The organism is Variovorax sp. OV084, assembly GCF_900111625.1.
Taxonomy (GTDB): domain Bacteria; phylum Pseudomonadota; class Gammaproteobacteria; order Burkholderiales; family Burkholderiaceae_C; genus Variovorax.
This window is the reverse complement of record NZ_FOII01000018.1, coordinates 55793-70222: the sequence shown is the minus strand read 5'-3', so window position 1 is coordinate 70222 and position 14430 is coordinate 55793. Positions and strand designations below refer to the sequence as shown.

At 66.4% G+C, this 14430-nt stretch carries 13 protein-coding genes; 9 read left to right on the top strand and 4 right to left on the bottom strand.

The annotated features are described in order from the left end of the window. Positions 1-48: 48 nt before the first annotated feature. Positions 49-1524: a MocR-like pyridoxine biosynthesis transcription factor PdxR gene (locus tag BMW87_RS28785; protein ID WP_093080813.1), complete on the bottom strand. Its 1476-nt coding sequence runs from the start codon at positions 1522-1524 to the stop codon at positions 49-51. Positions 1525-1619: 95 nt separating this feature from the next. Between BMW87_RS28785 and BMW87_RS28780 the strand changes: the two genes are divergently transcribed. Next, complete coding sequence (locus BMW87_RS28780; protein WP_093080811.1) at positions 1620-2333, top strand: GNAT family N-acetyltransferase; 714 nt, start codon at positions 1620-1622, stop codon at positions 2331-2333. Between the two features lie 10 nt (positions 2334-2343). Here the strand turns inward: BMW87_RS28780 and BMW87_RS28775 are convergent, their stop codons facing one another. Next, positions 2344-3261, bottom strand: coding sequence for a LysR substrate-binding domain-containing protein (locus BMW87_RS28775; protein WP_093058493.1), 918 nt, complete (start codon positions 3259-3261; stop codon positions 2344-2346). Positions 3262-3382: 121 nt separating this feature from the next. On the opposite strand from BMW87_RS28775, the gene BMW87_RS28770 reads away from it, so the two are divergent. Then, a complete protein-coding gene (locus tag BMW87_RS28770; RefSeq protein ID WP_093080808.1) occupies positions 3383-4939 on the top strand; it encodes a M20/M25/M40 family metallo-hydrolase in 1557 nt (518 codons plus the stop codon). 19 nt (positions 4940-4958) lie between these two features. Here BMW87_RS28770 and BMW87_RS28765 read toward each other — a convergent pair whose 3' ends face one another. Beyond that, positions 4959-5801, bottom strand: coding sequence for a symmetrical bis(5'-nucleosyl)-tetraphosphatase (locus tag BMW87_RS28765; protein ID WP_093080806.1), 843 nt, complete (start codon positions 5799-5801; stop codon positions 4959-4961). A gap of 23 nt (positions 5802-5824) precedes the next feature. Between BMW87_RS28765 and BMW87_RS28760 the strand changes: the two genes are divergently transcribed. The 7 genes from BMW87_RS28760 to BMW87_RS28730 all read left to right on the top strand — a co-directional run bounded on the left by BMW87_RS28760 (position 5825) and on the right by BMW87_RS28730 (position 13125). Beyond that, the gene (locus tag BMW87_RS28760) at positions 5825-7138 is read left to right on the top strand and encodes a hemolysin family protein (protein ID WP_093058490.1); all 1314 of its coding nucleotides are present in this window, start codon (positions 5825-5827) and stop codon (positions 7136-7138) included. 10 nt (positions 7139-7148) lie between these two features. Further along, the gene (locus tag BMW87_RS28755) at positions 7149-8126 is read left to right on the top strand and encodes a lipopolysaccharide kinase InaA family protein (RefSeq protein WP_093080804.1); all 978 of its coding nucleotides are present in this window, start codon (positions 7149-7151) and stop codon (positions 8124-8126) included. 27 nt (positions 8127-8153) lie between these two features. Continuing rightward, on the top strand, positions 8154-9134 hold the full coding sequence (locus BMW87_RS28750; protein WP_093080801.1) for a hypothetical protein: 981 nt from the start codon (positions 8154-8156) through the stop codon (positions 9132-9134). 7 nt (positions 9135-9141) lie between these two features. After that, complete coding sequence (locus BMW87_RS28745) at positions 9142-10482, top strand: adenylosuccinate synthetase (RefSeq protein ID WP_256216957.1); 1341 nt, start codon at positions 9142-9144, stop codon at positions 10480-10482. 8 nt (positions 10483-10490) lie between these two features. Next, complete coding sequence (locus tag BMW87_RS28740; RefSeq protein ID WP_093080895.1) at positions 10491-10916, top strand: hypothetical protein; 426 nt, start codon at positions 10491-10493, stop codon at positions 10914-10916. A gap of 79 nt (positions 10917-10995) precedes the next feature. Beyond that, on the top strand, positions 10996-12147 hold the full coding sequence (locus tag BMW87_RS28735; protein WP_093080797.1) for a DUF4419 domain-containing protein: 1152 nt from the start codon (positions 10996-10998) through the stop codon (positions 12145-12147). 282 nt (positions 12148-12429) lie between these two features. After that, the gene (locus tag BMW87_RS28730; RefSeq protein WP_176928970.1) at positions 12430-13125 is read left to right on the top strand and encodes an alpha/beta hydrolase; all 696 of its coding nucleotides are present in this window, start codon (positions 12430-12432) and stop codon (positions 13123-13125) included. Between the two features lie 30 nt (positions 13126-13155). Here the strand turns inward: BMW87_RS28730 and BMW87_RS28725 are convergent, their stop codons facing one another. Then, on the bottom strand, positions 13156-14403 hold the full coding sequence (locus BMW87_RS28725) for an MFS transporter (RefSeq protein WP_093080793.1): 1248 nt from the start codon (positions 14401-14403) through the stop codon (positions 13156-13158). Between the last annotated feature and the right edge of the window lie 27 nt (positions 14404-14430).

The following is a 14430-nucleotide window of genomic DNA, read 5'->3' as shown; positions in this document are numbered from 1 at the left end:
TTTGCGACGAAGAGCTCACTGAATAGCCAGACTCTTTCTCCGGCCGTTCTAAATTTCTACCGCACGCGCCAATTGCGACAACCTCTTCACCAGTGGTTCGAAGAGCTCGGCCGGTGTATTGCCGTAGCCCAGTACCAGCCCGTTGTCCAAGGGCATGGGCTGCAGCGCAAAGCCCGACAGCGGCGTGGGCGCAATGCGATGGCGCAGCGCCTCGGTTGCGATGCGGCGGTCGTCGTAGCGCTCGGGCAACCGCACCGTGAGGTGCAGGCCGCAATATCCGCCGTCGATTTCATGCGGCACCTTGAAATGCTTGTTCAGCGCGAGCCGCAGCGCCTGCTGTCGGTCGCGGTACAGCCGGCGCATGCGGCCCAGGTGCCGGCTGAATTGGCCGCTCTCGATGAAGTCGGCCATGGCCAGTTGCTCGTGGCGGTGCCCACCGCGCAGCATCTCTTCCAGCGGCGCCTGCACGGCGGACATCAACTGGGCGGGCAGCACAAGAAAGCCCAGCCGCAGCGACGGAAACATCGTCTTGCTGAAGGTGCCGACGTAGAGCACGGGCGCATCGTCCACCAGCCCCTGCATCGCACCGATGGGCTCGCCCGTGTGGCGAAATTCGCTGTCGTAGTCGTCCTCGATGATCCACGCGCCATGCAGGCGGGCCTGCGCGATCAGGTCGAGGCGGCGCGCGATGCTCAGCACGGAACCCGCTGGGTACTGGTGCGAGGGCGTGGTGTAGATCAGCCGGGGCGGATGCTTCTGCCAGTCGCGCTCGTTCACGCACAGGCCTTCGGCATCGACCCGCACGGGCACGATGCGCATGTCGCCCGCATGCATGGCAGCCTTCACGCCGCGGTAGCCCGGGTCTTCGACCCAGCCGATGTCGCCTGGGTTGGACAGCAGCCGCACGCACAGCGAGATGGCTTCCTGTGCGCCTTCGGCAATGACGACCTGGTGCGGCTCACAGCGCACGCCGCGTGCCACCGACAGATGCCGCGCGATGGCCGCGCGCAGCGGCGGCTCGCCCAGCGGGTCGCCGTAGCCCAGCGCGGCAGAGCCGGCATCGCGAATCGCCCGGTCGAGCGCGCGCCGCCATGCGGCCGACGGAAAGTGCGATAGCGCGGGCACGCCGGGGCGCAGTGCCATGTCTGTCTCGGCGCGCGACACGCTGGGCTTGATGTTCGAGAGGCGCAGCGCGGTGGTGGGCGTGCCGGCTGGCTTGCCTGCGCGCTTCGGCGCAAGGGCGGGCGACGAGAGCTCGGTCACGCGCGTGCCCTGCCGGTCGGGCCGCACATAGCCCTCGGCCGCCAGATGCTCGTAGGTTGCGGTGACGGTGTTGCGCGAGATGGCGAGCGCCTCGGCGAGTGCACGCGAACCGGGCAGGCGGCTGCCCGGCGCCAGGCTGCCGTCGAGGATGGCGCGCTTGAGCCGATCGTGCAGCTGGCGTTGCATCGAGCCAGCGTCGCGTTCCTTCACGAGCGGAGATTCGAGCAGGGCGGTGGGGGAAGGGAGTGGGCGTGGCACCATCGAATAAGGTATTCGTGGCACTTTCATTGGAGCCACGATGCGGGTACTTTACGTCCTCCGACCTTGCCGCTCCAGCTTTTCAGAAAGACACCCGCATGCCAGTCCGCCACAACGAATTCGGCCAGTCCATCGGCCCAGACCTGCCCGAATGGACCCCGCGTTCCCTGCCGCCGCACCGCTCCCTCGAGGGCCGTTTCTGCACCCTCGAGCCGCTCGATGCAGCAAAGCACACCGACGACCTGTACGCCGCCTACGCGCAGGCCCCGGACGGCCGCGACTGGACCTACCTGGGCATCGAGCCGCCCGCTGACATCGACAGCACCCGGGCCTACGCCGAGCGCATCGCGAAGAGCACCGACCCGATGCACTTCGCCGTCATCGACAGGCAAAGCGGCCGCGCCATTGGCTCGTTGGCGTTGATGCGCATCGACCCCGCCAATGGAGTCATCGAAGTCGGCACCGTCAATTTCTCGCCGCTGCTCAAGCACACGCCGATGTCCACCGAGGCGCAATACCTGCTGATGAAGCTCGTCTTCGACGAACTCGGCTACCGCCGCCACGAATGGAAGTGCGACAACTTCAACGAACCTTCGAAGCGTGCGGCCCTGCGGCTGGGCTTCCAGTACGAAGGGCTCTTTCGCCAGGCCGTGATCTACAAGGGACGCGGCCGCGACACGGCGTGGTTCTCGATCATCGACAGCGAATGGCCGGCGTTGCGCACCGCCTTCGAGCGCTGGCTCTCGCCCGAGAACTTCGATGCGCAGGGCAAGCAGCGCATGTCGCTCGACAAGTTCCGCCTGCCTTCCTGAGCCTGCATCGTCACTGCGTACCGGGCGCAGGCAGCGCCTTGCACAGGAAGTCGAGAAAGGCACGCACCACCTCGGGCAGCGTGCGCCCGGCCAAGGTCTGCAGCTCGACCGAGCGCGCCCGCATGCCGCGCTCGCGAATCTCCGCGGCATGCAACTCGCCGCGCCGCACGCGTTCGCGCACCGTGATCTCGCCGGCAATCGCAAGGCCGCCGCCGTGCAGCACGAAGCTGGCGAGCGCCTCGAAACGGTTGCTCACCAGCGCGGGCTCGAACACCACTGCGCGGTTGCTGCAGGCCACGTCGAACAGCTGGCGCACGGTGGTGTCCGGCCCCGACAGCCCGATGGGAAACGGCAGCATCTGCGCCAGCGTCACGCTGCGCTGCTTCGCCAGCGGATGGTCGGGCCGCATCAGCGCGAACACCGAGGCCGCCTGGCGATGCGACACCCGAACGCCCTGTACCGCGGCGCGGCTGTAGGTGAGGCCGATGTCGGCATCGCCGAGCAGCACGGCTTCGGTCACGTCGGCGGGGTCGCAGGCCTCCAGCTCGAACTGGATGCCGGGGTGCAGCGCGCGGAACGCGACGATGGCCTGCGGCAGGAACTCGTTCGCGAAGCCCGACGAGCAGGCGATGCGTACATGCCCGCGCTGCAGGCCTTGCAGTCCCTGGATGTCGGACACAACGCGCTCGGCTTCCAGCGCACCGCGTCGCGCGTGCGCCGCCAGCAGCTCCCCGGCTGCGCTGGGCGCCATGCCGCGCGGGCGGCGCTCGAACAGCGGCACGCCCAGCAACTCCTCGAGCATGGCTACCTGCCGGCTGATGGCCGATGCACTGACGTTGAGGCGCGTGGCCGCTTCGGTCAGCGAGCCGCCGCGGACCACCTCGAGAAAGTAGCGAAGCGAGGTTTCCTGCAGGCGATGGGAGGACATGGCGGCGGACGCGGGTTGGCTGCGTTGCAAAAAAAGCAAAGATATCCCGAAAAATCGGCAATTGTTCAAAAGCACGCGTTTGCCTAGACTGCCTCGCAACTGTCACAAAGCGGATCCCGCCATGCCCTTACAGCGCAGAACCTCGCGCAGCCCGCTCGCGCTGCTCCCACTGGCCTTGCTCGCAGGCGCCTGCATGACCTGCATGGCCGCAGCCGCAGAACTTTCCCCGGCCGATGCCGAGCGCCATGCGCAGGCCACCTATCGCGAGTACTTCGAGCTTCTGTCCTTGCCCAACGATGCGATCTCGCCGGAGGACATCCGCAAGAACGTCGAATGGCTGGAGCAGGCCTTCCGCAAGCGCGGCTTCACCACGCGGCAGTTGCCCAACGACGGCAAGCCGATGCTCTATGCCGAATATCCGGGCAGCGACCCCACGCGCAAGACGGTGCTGTTCTACATGCACCTCGATGGCCAGCCCGTCATTCCCGCGCAATGGGCGCAAAAGAGCCCGTGGACGCCCGTGCTCAAGCGCAAGGCGGCCAACGGCGGATGGGAAGAGATCGATTCGGCGCCGCTCTTCAGCGGACCGCTCGACCCCGAGTGGCGCGTGTTCGGCCGCGCGTCGGCCGACGACAAGGGGCCGATCATGATGATGCTCGCGGCCATCGACGCCCTGAAGGCCGGCGGCGGGCAGCCGGCGGTCAACGTCAGGGTGATCCTCGACAGCGAGGAGGAAAAAGGCTCGCCGTCGATCAGCAAGGTGATGCAGGCGCACCGCGACCTGCTGCGCTGCGACGCGATCGTGATCCACGACGGCCCCATGCACGCCACCAACCGGCCCACGCTGGTGTTCGGCAACCGCGGCGCGGCCAGAGCCCAGCTCACGGTGTACGGTGCCAAGGTGCCGCTGCATAGCGGGCACTATGGCAACTACGCGCCCAATCCGGCGCAGCGGCTGGCCAGCCTGCTGGCCTCGATGAAGAACGATCAGGGCCGCGTGACGGTGGCCGGCTACTACGACCACGTGAAGATCGGCGAGGCCGACCGCAAGATCATGGCCGCCGTGCCCGACGACGAGGCCGCACTCAAGCGTCGTCTGGGTATTGCCGAGACCGACAAGGTCGGCGCCAACTACCAGGAGGCGATGCAGTACCCCTCGCTGAACGTGCGCGGCATGGCCGCGGCAGCGGTGGGCGACAAGGTGGCCAACATCGTGCCCGACAAGGCCGTGGCCGAGATGGACCTTCGCACCACGCCCGACTCCGATCCGGCCTACCTCGGCCAGCTCATCCAGAAACACATCGAGCGCCAGGGCTACCATCTGGTCAAGGGCGAACCGACCGACGAGGAGCGCAGCCGCTACGACAAGCTCGCGAGCTTCTCCTACCAGAGCGAGGGCGGCGAAGCAGCGGGCTCGCAGATCGACTCGCCCGTGGGGCAATGGGCCTACAGGGCGCTGAGCGACACCTTCGGCGCCAAGCCCGAGCCGGTGCGCATCCGGATGATGGGCGGCACGGTTCCCACCGCCGAGATCGTGCGCGTGCTGCCGGTGCCCTTCGCGATCATTCCGCTGGTGAACGCCGACAACAACCAGCATGCAGCCAACGAGAACCTGCGCATGGGCAACTACGTGAGTGGCGTGCGCACCGTGTACGGGCTGATGACGCAGGCGTTCTGAGAGGTCCTTCAGCCGAGCTTCAGCCCGGCTTCTGCGCCTGCTCGCACTCGACCTGGATCAGCTCCCGCTCGTCCAGCGTCGCGCCGATGCGCACCGCGCTCAGGCAGCCGCCCCACACGCAGCCCGTGTCGGTCGAGAGCAGGTCGGGCCGCGAGAGCCAGCCCAGCGTCGACCAGTGGCCGAAGGCGACGGTGGCGTTGGCCGTCTTGCGCCCGGGCACGTCGAACCAGGGCATGAAGCCTTCGGGCGCGGTGGCCGCGCTGTCCTTGGCATCGAACTCCATCACGCCGTCGGTCGTGCAGAAACGCAGCCGCGTCAGTGCATTGACGATGGCGCGCAGCCGGGCGCTGCCCGTGAGCGTGTAGCTCCACTGCGCCGGCTCGTTGCCGTACATCGACATCAGGAACTCGCCGAGCGCCGGCCCGCGCAGCACCGATTCGACCTCTGACGCCAGCACCAGCGTGTCGCCCACCGTCCACTGCGGCAGCACGCCGGCGTGCACCATCAGCAGATCGCCGCTGCCGATGCGCATGTGCAGCGCCATGTGCTGCTGGCGTACCCATTCGAGCAGCGCCTCGATGTCGGGCGCGGCCAGCAGCTCGGCCAGGGTGTCTTTGCGGCCGGCCTTGCGCGCGCCGTGCGCCACGCCCAGCAAGTGCAGGTCGTGGTTGCCCAGCAAACTCAATGCCGAGGCGCCGTAGCCCTGCACGCGGCGCAGCACCGCGAGCGAATCGGGGCCCCGGTTCACCAGGTCGCCGAGCAGCACGATGGTGTCGCGGCTGGGGGAGAAATCGATCTTTTGCAGCAGCCGCCCGAGGGGGGCGTCGCAGCCCTGCAGGTCGCCAATCAAGTAAAGTGACATTCCCTCATTCTCTCCCTCAGTTCATGGATGTCTTCCTCCTGGCCTTGTTGACCACGCTCAACGCGTTGTTCGCAATGTCCGAAATGGCCCTTTCCACCAGCCGGCGCGCACGTCTCGCGGCATTGGCCGAAACGGGAGACACCGGCGCGGTGGCCGCGCTGAAGCTGATGGAGTCGCCCACGCAGTTCCTCTCGACGGTGCAGATCGGCATCACCTCCATCGGCATGCTCAGCGGTATCGTCGGCGAGGCCGCCTTTGCCGAGCCGCTCTCGGTGTGGATGGAAAGCGTCGGCATGGGCCGTGGCACCGCCAGCATCGCGTCTACCGCGGTGGTGGTTACCTGCATCACCTTCTTCACCATCATCTTCGGCGAGCTGGTGCCCAAGCGCATCGGCCAGCTCTACCCCGAGCCCGTGGCGCGCTGGGTGTCACGCCCCATGCGCGGACTGGCCAAGGCCGCCAAGCCCTTCGTTTGGATGCTGGCGGGCGCCACCGCCACCATGCTGAAGGTGCTGCGCATCGATGCCAACGCGGCCCGCTCCGTCACCGAAGAAGAGATTTCGGCCAGCCTCGAAGAAGGCGTGGACGCCGGCGTCATCGAGCAGCATGAGCACCAGATGGTGCGCAATGTGTTTCACCTCGACGACAGGCGCCTGTCGTCGCTGATGATCCCGCGTGCCGACATCGAATGGCTCGACGCCTCCTTCAGCGTGCAGCAGGCGCTGCAGAAGGTGGCCGAGGCGGGCGCGCTCAATCTCGTGCATTCCTGGTACCCCGTGTGCCGCAACTCGCTCGACGACGTGGTCGGCGTGATCAGCGTGGCGCACCTGCTGCGCCTGGGCGCCGCACACCCCGGCGTGCTCGGCCAGGAGGCCACGCCCGCCGTGTTCGTGCCCGAGACCCTCACCGGCATGGAGCTGCTGGAACAGTTTCGCGCCCGCGCCGGCCGTCTCGTGTTCGTGGTCGACGAATACGGCGTGGTGCAGGGCCTCATGACTCCGCGCGACCTGCTCGAAGCCATCACCGGCGAACTGCAGCCCGGCATGCAGACCGACGCCTGGGCGCGCGAGCGGCCCGACGGCGTGTGGGAGCTCGATGGCCTCATGCCCGTGTCGGAGTTGCGCGCGCGCCTGGGCATCCGCGAGCTGCCCGACGAAGAGCGCAACCGGTACAACACCGTAGCAGGCCTTCTGATGGCTGTGTCCGGCCACTTGCCCGAGGTGGGCGAGCACATCGACTGCGCCGGCTGGTGCTTCGAGATCGTCGCGCTGGAAGGCCGCCGCATCGATCGCGTGCTGGCATCGCCCGACCCGGCGGCGCCCCCCAAGGAAGACTGAGGCGCGGGCCATGCTGTCGCTGCTTGCTCTCAGCTGCCCGCAATGTTCCGCGCCGCTGCCGCGCGCCGCCCGTTGGCGCACGGTGAACTGCAGTTACTGCGGTGCCACTGTCGTGCGCAGCGAGGAAACCGTCGAGCGCGAGAGCTTCCGCGCCGCGCTGCGCCGGGCCAATGCCGACGTGGCCGGCGGACGCATCCTCGCGTGGCGCGGTGCGCGCTACCGCGTGCTGGCGCCGCTGGCTACCGGCGAGCACAGCGAAGTGCTGTTGGCCGAACGCCTCGGCGCTTTGCCCGAGCGCGTCACCTTCAAGCTCGCGCGAGACAGCGCGGCCAACGACGTGCTGGTGCGCGAAGGCGTAGTGCTGCAGGCCCTGCAAGACTTGTCGGTGCCCGGTGCTGCCTACTTCACCCGCCGCCTGCCGCAGCCCTTGGGTGTGGGCGTGGCCGAGGGGCTGGGCGACGGCGCTCGCCAGGCGCTGGTGCTGCGCCATCCGCCCGGCTTCTGGGGCAGCCTGCAAGACGTGCAGCAGGCCAATGCACAAGGCATCGACCCGCGCCATGCCGTGTGGATCTGGCGCCGCATGCTCGAAGTGCTGGCTTTCGTGCACGGCGCTGGCTGGACGCATCGTGACCTGTCGCCTGCGCACGCGCTCGTGCATCCGCGTGACCATGGCGTACTGCTCATCGGCTGGTCGCGCGCTCAGCATGCGACCGGCGCGGCCCAAGGCTCCGCTGTTGCTCGCGACCTCATGCAAGCCGCCTGGACCGTGCGCGCCGTGTTGCATGGCGGCGCGGCCGGTGAGCCCGGCTTCGGCTCTCACACCCCCGCACCGCTCGTCGCCTTGCTGCGCCAGTGCAGCGAAGACGCCGCCACCTGCCGGCGCCTCGGCGCGCAGGGCATCGAGCAAGAACTCTCCGCCGCATCGCGCGAAGCCTTCGGCGCATCGAAGTTCGTTCACTTCGACCCCGCGCCGCGCGCCGGCGCCTGAACCGCAGTCATCAAGGAAGAAAAGCTCATGGGATACGGAAACTACTCGCACGCCGCCCACACGGCGCTCATTGCCGATCGCGCCGCCAAGCCTGGCGCCGAGGTTTTCACGCAGCGCTCCACCCACCCGCTGATGAACCCGAAGGGCCTGAAGGTGCGTGAGTCGCGCGACAACGCCGACCACCCCAACTCCCTGGGCATCGTCTTCGCGCTCGACGTCACCGGCTCCATGGGCGACATCCCGCAGACCTTGGCGCGCCGCGAGCTGCCCACCTTCATGAAGCTGCTGACCGACTGCGGCGTGGCAGACCCACAGCTCATGTTCATGGCTATCGGCGACGCCACCTCCGACCACGCGCCGCTGCAGGTCGGCCAGTTCGAGTCGACCGCAAACCTCATGGACCAGTGGCTCACCTGGAGCTATCTCGAAGGCGGCGGTGGCGGCACCGGCGAAGAGAGCTACGAGCTGGCTTTCTACGTCATGGCGCAGCACACCGACATGGACTGCTGGGTCAAGCGCAAGAAGCGCGGCTACCTGTTCGTTACCGGCGACGAGCTGCCGTACCCGGCAGTCTCGCGCCACCAGGTCGAAGGCCTCGTCGGCGAGAAGCTCGACGAGGACATTCCCATCGAAGAAGTCATCGCCGCCGCGGCCGAGACCACCAACCTGTTCTTCCTGATTCCCGATGCCCAGCGCCGCCGCCGTTGCGAACCGCGCTGGCGCGAACTGCTGGGCGATCACGTCATCTGCATGGATTCGCCCGACGACGCCTGCGCCGTGGCCGCCGGCATCGTCGCCCTCACCGAGAAGGCAGTGCCCAGCCTCGAAGCACTGGCCGGCGTGATGAGCGGCACCGGCATGGCCAAGGAGCGCGTCGGGGGTGTTCTGCATGCGCTCGACGGCTATGCCGCGCTGCTCGACCCGAGCGCATCGCGCCGCGCACCGCCGGCTGTGGCCGCCGCGGCAGCGGGCCCGCGTTCGTCGTGGTGGAAGCGGCTTTTCGGCTGATGGCCGTGTGACTGCCGCCACGCGCTACGTCTCGCTGCTGGGCCTTGGATTTGGAGACTGCGGCAAGGGGCTCTTTACCGATCACCTTTGCGGCACGCTGCAAGCCCACACCGTCGTGCGCTTCAACGGCGGCGCGCAGGCCGGGCACAACGTGGTGCTGGCCGACGGGCGGCATCACACCTTCTCGCAATTCGGTGCTGGCAGTTTTCATGCGGGCGTGGGCACTGTGCTCGCGAGCCCGGTGGTGCTGCACCCGACGGCACTGCGCGTAGAGGAAGCGGCATTGAGCCGCGTGGGCGTGGAAGACGCCTTCTCGCGTTTGCTGATCGACGCTCGCTGCCGCGTGACCACGCCTTTCCACCAGGCAGCGGGGCGGTTGCGCGAATGGGTGCGAGGGGAGGACGCGCATGGCAGTTGCGGTGTCGGTGTTGGCGAGACCGTGCGGCACGCGCTTGCTTCACCCGACGAAGCCTTGCACTACGGCGACTTGCTGCAGCCCGCACGCGCGCTTGAAAAGCTGGAAGCCTCGCGCACCACGTTGCTGCGCGAGTTCACAACCAACTCAGTTCCCTCGCATGCCGATGCTGCACAGGAACTCGCCATGCTTCGAGACGACACGCTCGCACGGCGCTGGCTTGATGCCGTGGCGCTGTGCTTGAAGCAGTCGCCGCCTGCGAGCGCCGACCGCATCGCTGAATGCCTCGCGCAGCCCGGCACCGTGATCTTCGAAGGCGCGCAGGGCGTGCTGCTCGACGAGTGGCGCGGGTTTCATCCGCACACCACGTGGAGCACCATCTCGACCGCAGCGGTCGAAGCCGTGCTGCGAGACGTGGGCATCGATGCGCCCGTGCAGCACCTCGGCGTGCTGCGCACCTACCTCACGCGCCACGGCTCAGGCCCGCTTCCCACGCATGACCACGCACTCGACGCGCGGCTGGCCGAGCCGCACAACGCCGATGACGGCTGGCAAGGGGCGTTTCGGCGAGGGCACCCGGACGCGGTGCTGCTGCGGTATGCGCTCGATGCGGTCGGCAAGCTCGATGGGTTGGTGGCGAGCCATCTCGACGGCATCGAAGGCGCAGGCTTGCGCTGGTGCTCTGGCTATCGCAGCGCAGATGGTTCGAGGCTCGCCTCGCTGCCTTGCAGCGAGACGCCAAACCTCGATCACCAGCACACCCTGACGCAACAGCTGCAAGGCGTGCAGCCACTGTACGAGCCCGGCGCCATCGCCACGCCGCAGGAATGGGTCGAACGCGTCGAGACCCTGAGCGGCCTTGCCGTGCGCTACGGTGCCTTCGGTCCGACGCGGGGCACAGTGAGCGCATTGCAGCCCGTCAATCGTCTTTGAAAGACAGCGTGCCCTACAACATTCCCTTGATCGTCGGCGCCGCACTCAGCGCCATCGCCGCACTGCTGCATATCTGCGTGATCTTCGGTGGGCCCGCGTGGTATCGCTTCTTTGGCGCGGGCGAGCGCATGGCCGCAGGTGCGGCGGCCGGGCACCTGTATCCACCCATCGTCACGTTGCTGATCGCGTGCGTGCTGGGTGTGTGGGCGGCGTATGCACTCTCGGGGGCCGGAGTGCTGCAACCACTGCCGCTGCTGGCGTTCGTGTTGCCCGTGATCACCGCGGTGTACCTGCTGCGCGGACTCGTCGCATTGGCGCTGTTCGTCTTCGACCGGCAGCGGTTGACGGCCTTCTGGGTGTGGAGTTCGGCGATCTGTCTCGTGTTCGGCATCGTCCATCTGGTTGGGTTGGTCCAGGTGTGGGATAGGCTTTGAATTTGTCGAATGCGCGTCCGAGCGGTTCGTACGCATCTGCGCATTGGTAAAAAAACCAGATGAAACAAGGGATCAAGACATGAAGAAATTCGCGGTTTCCGATGTGGTCCGTGGCGGGCCATGCGAGACGCTCGATGCGCAGGAAAGCATCCGCAGCCTGCTCGCCAAGCCTGTCGAAGACCTGTACTGCGCGGCCTCTCGTCTCGTCTCATGCGATACACAGCATGCCTTGGTGAAGGCAGCGCACGACGCTTTCTACGATCACCATCCCCTGGTCATCCGACCAGACGACATCTGGTTTTGCATTGCCCAGGGTTTTGCGACGCATGTGGGGCAGAACGTTGAAGCGCTCCGGTCACGATTCGTCGCGCATGAAGGCAAGAAAACACTCGTTGTTGAAAGAGCAGACTTCGTTCTCGGCCAGCCGAACCCATGGCCCGAAGTCTTCGATGCTTTCTCCGCTCAGATCGGTGAACATGTGGGCGAACTGAAAGGCGTTGTCAGCGCCCGCTTCTCGACCACCACACCTACCGAGGCAGCCGCGTTCGACGTGTGCCTGATGGAAACTTTCGAGGGGTACTTCGACTATGAGGTGCGCTGCGGTTGCGGCATTCCTGAGATCACGCTGCTCGGCACACCGGAAGACTGGGCTTCGATGATCCCGCGTGTGAAGGAGCTCGCGACCTACGGGCTCGAGGAGTGGGGTGAAACGCTCTGCGGTGTTCTGGACAAGATTCAGCGCGCTGCAGCGGGCGAGGTCGACATCGATTTCTGGCGCTCTTTCTTTCGCTACCAGAGCGGTTCGGGTCCCTCTGAGCTGACCGGCTGGATCGTTACCTTGTTCCCCTACCTGATCGTCGATTGGAGAACCAAGGCGCTTGGGCCAAACAAGTACCTGGGCAACTGGAAGGCGCACTTCGACGCCGCGAATGCGCGCACGGGATGGCTGCGTTACGACGTGCCATCAGAAGGCCCTGGCATCCATGCGGTGCCGCAGGCGCTGGCTAGCGCGCCCGTGCGCTGCATCGATCTGCTGAACGGCTCGAAGAAAGAGCTGCGATTTGTGGCGGGTATGTTCGGCGTCGCGCAGGATGGTGACACGGGTGCGCTGTCAGCGAGCTTTGGATGGGCGGTGGTTCATGAACCGGCGGTTGATGCGGCCGCCGCCAGCCCGCTTTCCGAGCCAGTGCCTGTTCTCGATGAAGTCACGGGGAAGTGGATCGCCGAATAGGTACAGAGGTACAGGTCGTTCCGTTGAGCAAATCGATGCTGCCACTAAGATCCGTCGGCGACCGCGGTTGACAGTCTGGCTTCCACTAAAACCATCATCAAGGAACGCGACATGGAGACAAGAGGGATTCTTCGCAGGCTCATGTTCACGGCAGGTTGTGCCCTGCTGCTGGAGCTTTCAGGCTGCGGCGGAGGAGGCGGAGGCGGAGGGGGTGGCGCAGCGGTATTGCCCGTAGCTCCTGTAGTCACCACACCGCCGCCCGCGAACACCTCGAGCGGCCGAGTGGTCAGCATCTCGATGAAGTCGGATGCCACGGGCGCGACCTATCCCATCCAGTTCTATCTGCCGGCCGGATACGACAGCGCAACGTCGTCCTATCCCGCGATCTACATCACTGATGGCGACGCTGTCTACAACAACAGCGTGACGCGCTTCAAGAACTTCACGGACATCCTCGAGGCGGCGGGCAAGAAGGCGATCGTCGTTGGCATCGGCGGCACCGCGCGCCGCAACACCGACTATCTGATGCCGGGTGCCAAGGCGTACCACGACTTCCTCACCGGCCAGCTGGTGCCGTACGTCGAGTCGAACTACCGTGCCAACCCGGCCAAGCGCATGCTCTCGGGCTTGTCGAACGGCGGCATCTTTGTCGCATGTGCCTTCTTCATGGAAGGTGCGAGCCAATTCACCTTCCAGTATTTCTTCTCTTCCGAGGCGCCCTTCAACGGCGCACACGACCAGATCGATCCGCTCGAAAGCCAGATGTACGCGAGCAGCAGCGGGCGGGACATCCCCGTGACCTTGCTGCTCGGATATGGCATCGGCAACGTCGGAGGAACGGTGATCACCGCGATGTACGACCAGATCGCCAGTCGCAACTACAAGGGCCTGCAGCTGAGCGTGAAGGGCTATCCGGGCGGCCACACACCGATGGACCTGCCGTCATTCGAGGATATCGTGGCAAGGTTCATCGACTAGCAGCGCAAGCCGGTCCTCTTCTTCCAACGTTCAGTCCCGCCGGGTGCCCTTGGGCAGTAGCGCCGCCACCACGCCCAGCAGCGGCAGGTAGGCGATGGTCTGGTAGACGAAGGCGATGCTGGTGTGGTCCGCGAAGATGCCCAGCACCGCGGCGCCCAGCCCGCCCATTCCGAACGCGAAGCCGAAGAACAGCCCCGACACCATGCCCACCTTGCCCGGCATCAGTTCCTGCGCATAGACCAGGATCGCAGAGAAGGCCGAGGACAGCACGAGTCCGATCACGACGGTCAGCGCCGTAGTCCAGAACAGATCGGCATGCGGCAACAGGAGTGCGAACGGCGCTACGCCAAGAATGGACACCCAGATCACCGGTTTGCGGCCGATGCGATCGCCAACGGGCCCACCGAGGAGCGTGCCCAGCGCCGAGGCGAAGAGGAAGAAGAACAGGTGCAGTTGCGCGTTCTGCACCGTCAGGCCGAAGCGCTCCATCAGGTAGAACGTATAGAAGCTGCTGATGCCCGCTACGTAGAAGTACTTGGAGAAGATCAGCACCAGCAGCACCGCGATGGCGCCCATCACCACCTTGGGCGGATACGGCGCCGCGGCGGCCGGCTTCTTGCGGCCGGCCGTGGCGACATGGTGCGCGGCATACCAGCGGCTCACCTGCAGCAGCAGGACGATGCCCAGCAATGCCGCCAACCCGAACCAGGCCACGCTGCGCTGGCCGAAGGGCACGATGACGGCAGCAGCCAGCAGCGGCCCGATGGCCGTGCCGGTATTGCCGCCCACCTGGAACACCGACTGCGCGAAGCCATGCTGCCCTCCCGAGGCCAGCCGCGCGATGCGCGACGACTCCGGATGGAAGATGGACGAGCCGATGCCCACGAATGCCGCGGCCAGCAGCACGAAGCCGAAGCTGGGTGCGAAGGCCAGCAGCATCAGGCCGATCAGCGTGGACATCATCCCGAAGGGCAGCGAATACGGTTGCGGCCGGCGGTCGGTGAACAGACCCACCAGCGGCTGCAGCAGCGATGCGGTCAGCTGATAGGTCAGCGTGATCAGCCCGATCTGCGTAAAGCTCAACGAGAACTCGCCCTTCAGGATGGGATACATCGCCAGGATCAGCGACTGCATCATGTCGTTGATCATGTGCGAGCTGCTGATACCGGCGAGGATGCCGAAGGCCGGCTTGGATTTTTGAGAAAGAGAGGCCGGATCGCTGGCCGCGCCGGTCGGCGTGGCGCTGGCGTCCAAGGATGCTGCTGCGGAGGTTGTCATGGGAGAATTATCGAAAGCACCGCTGCG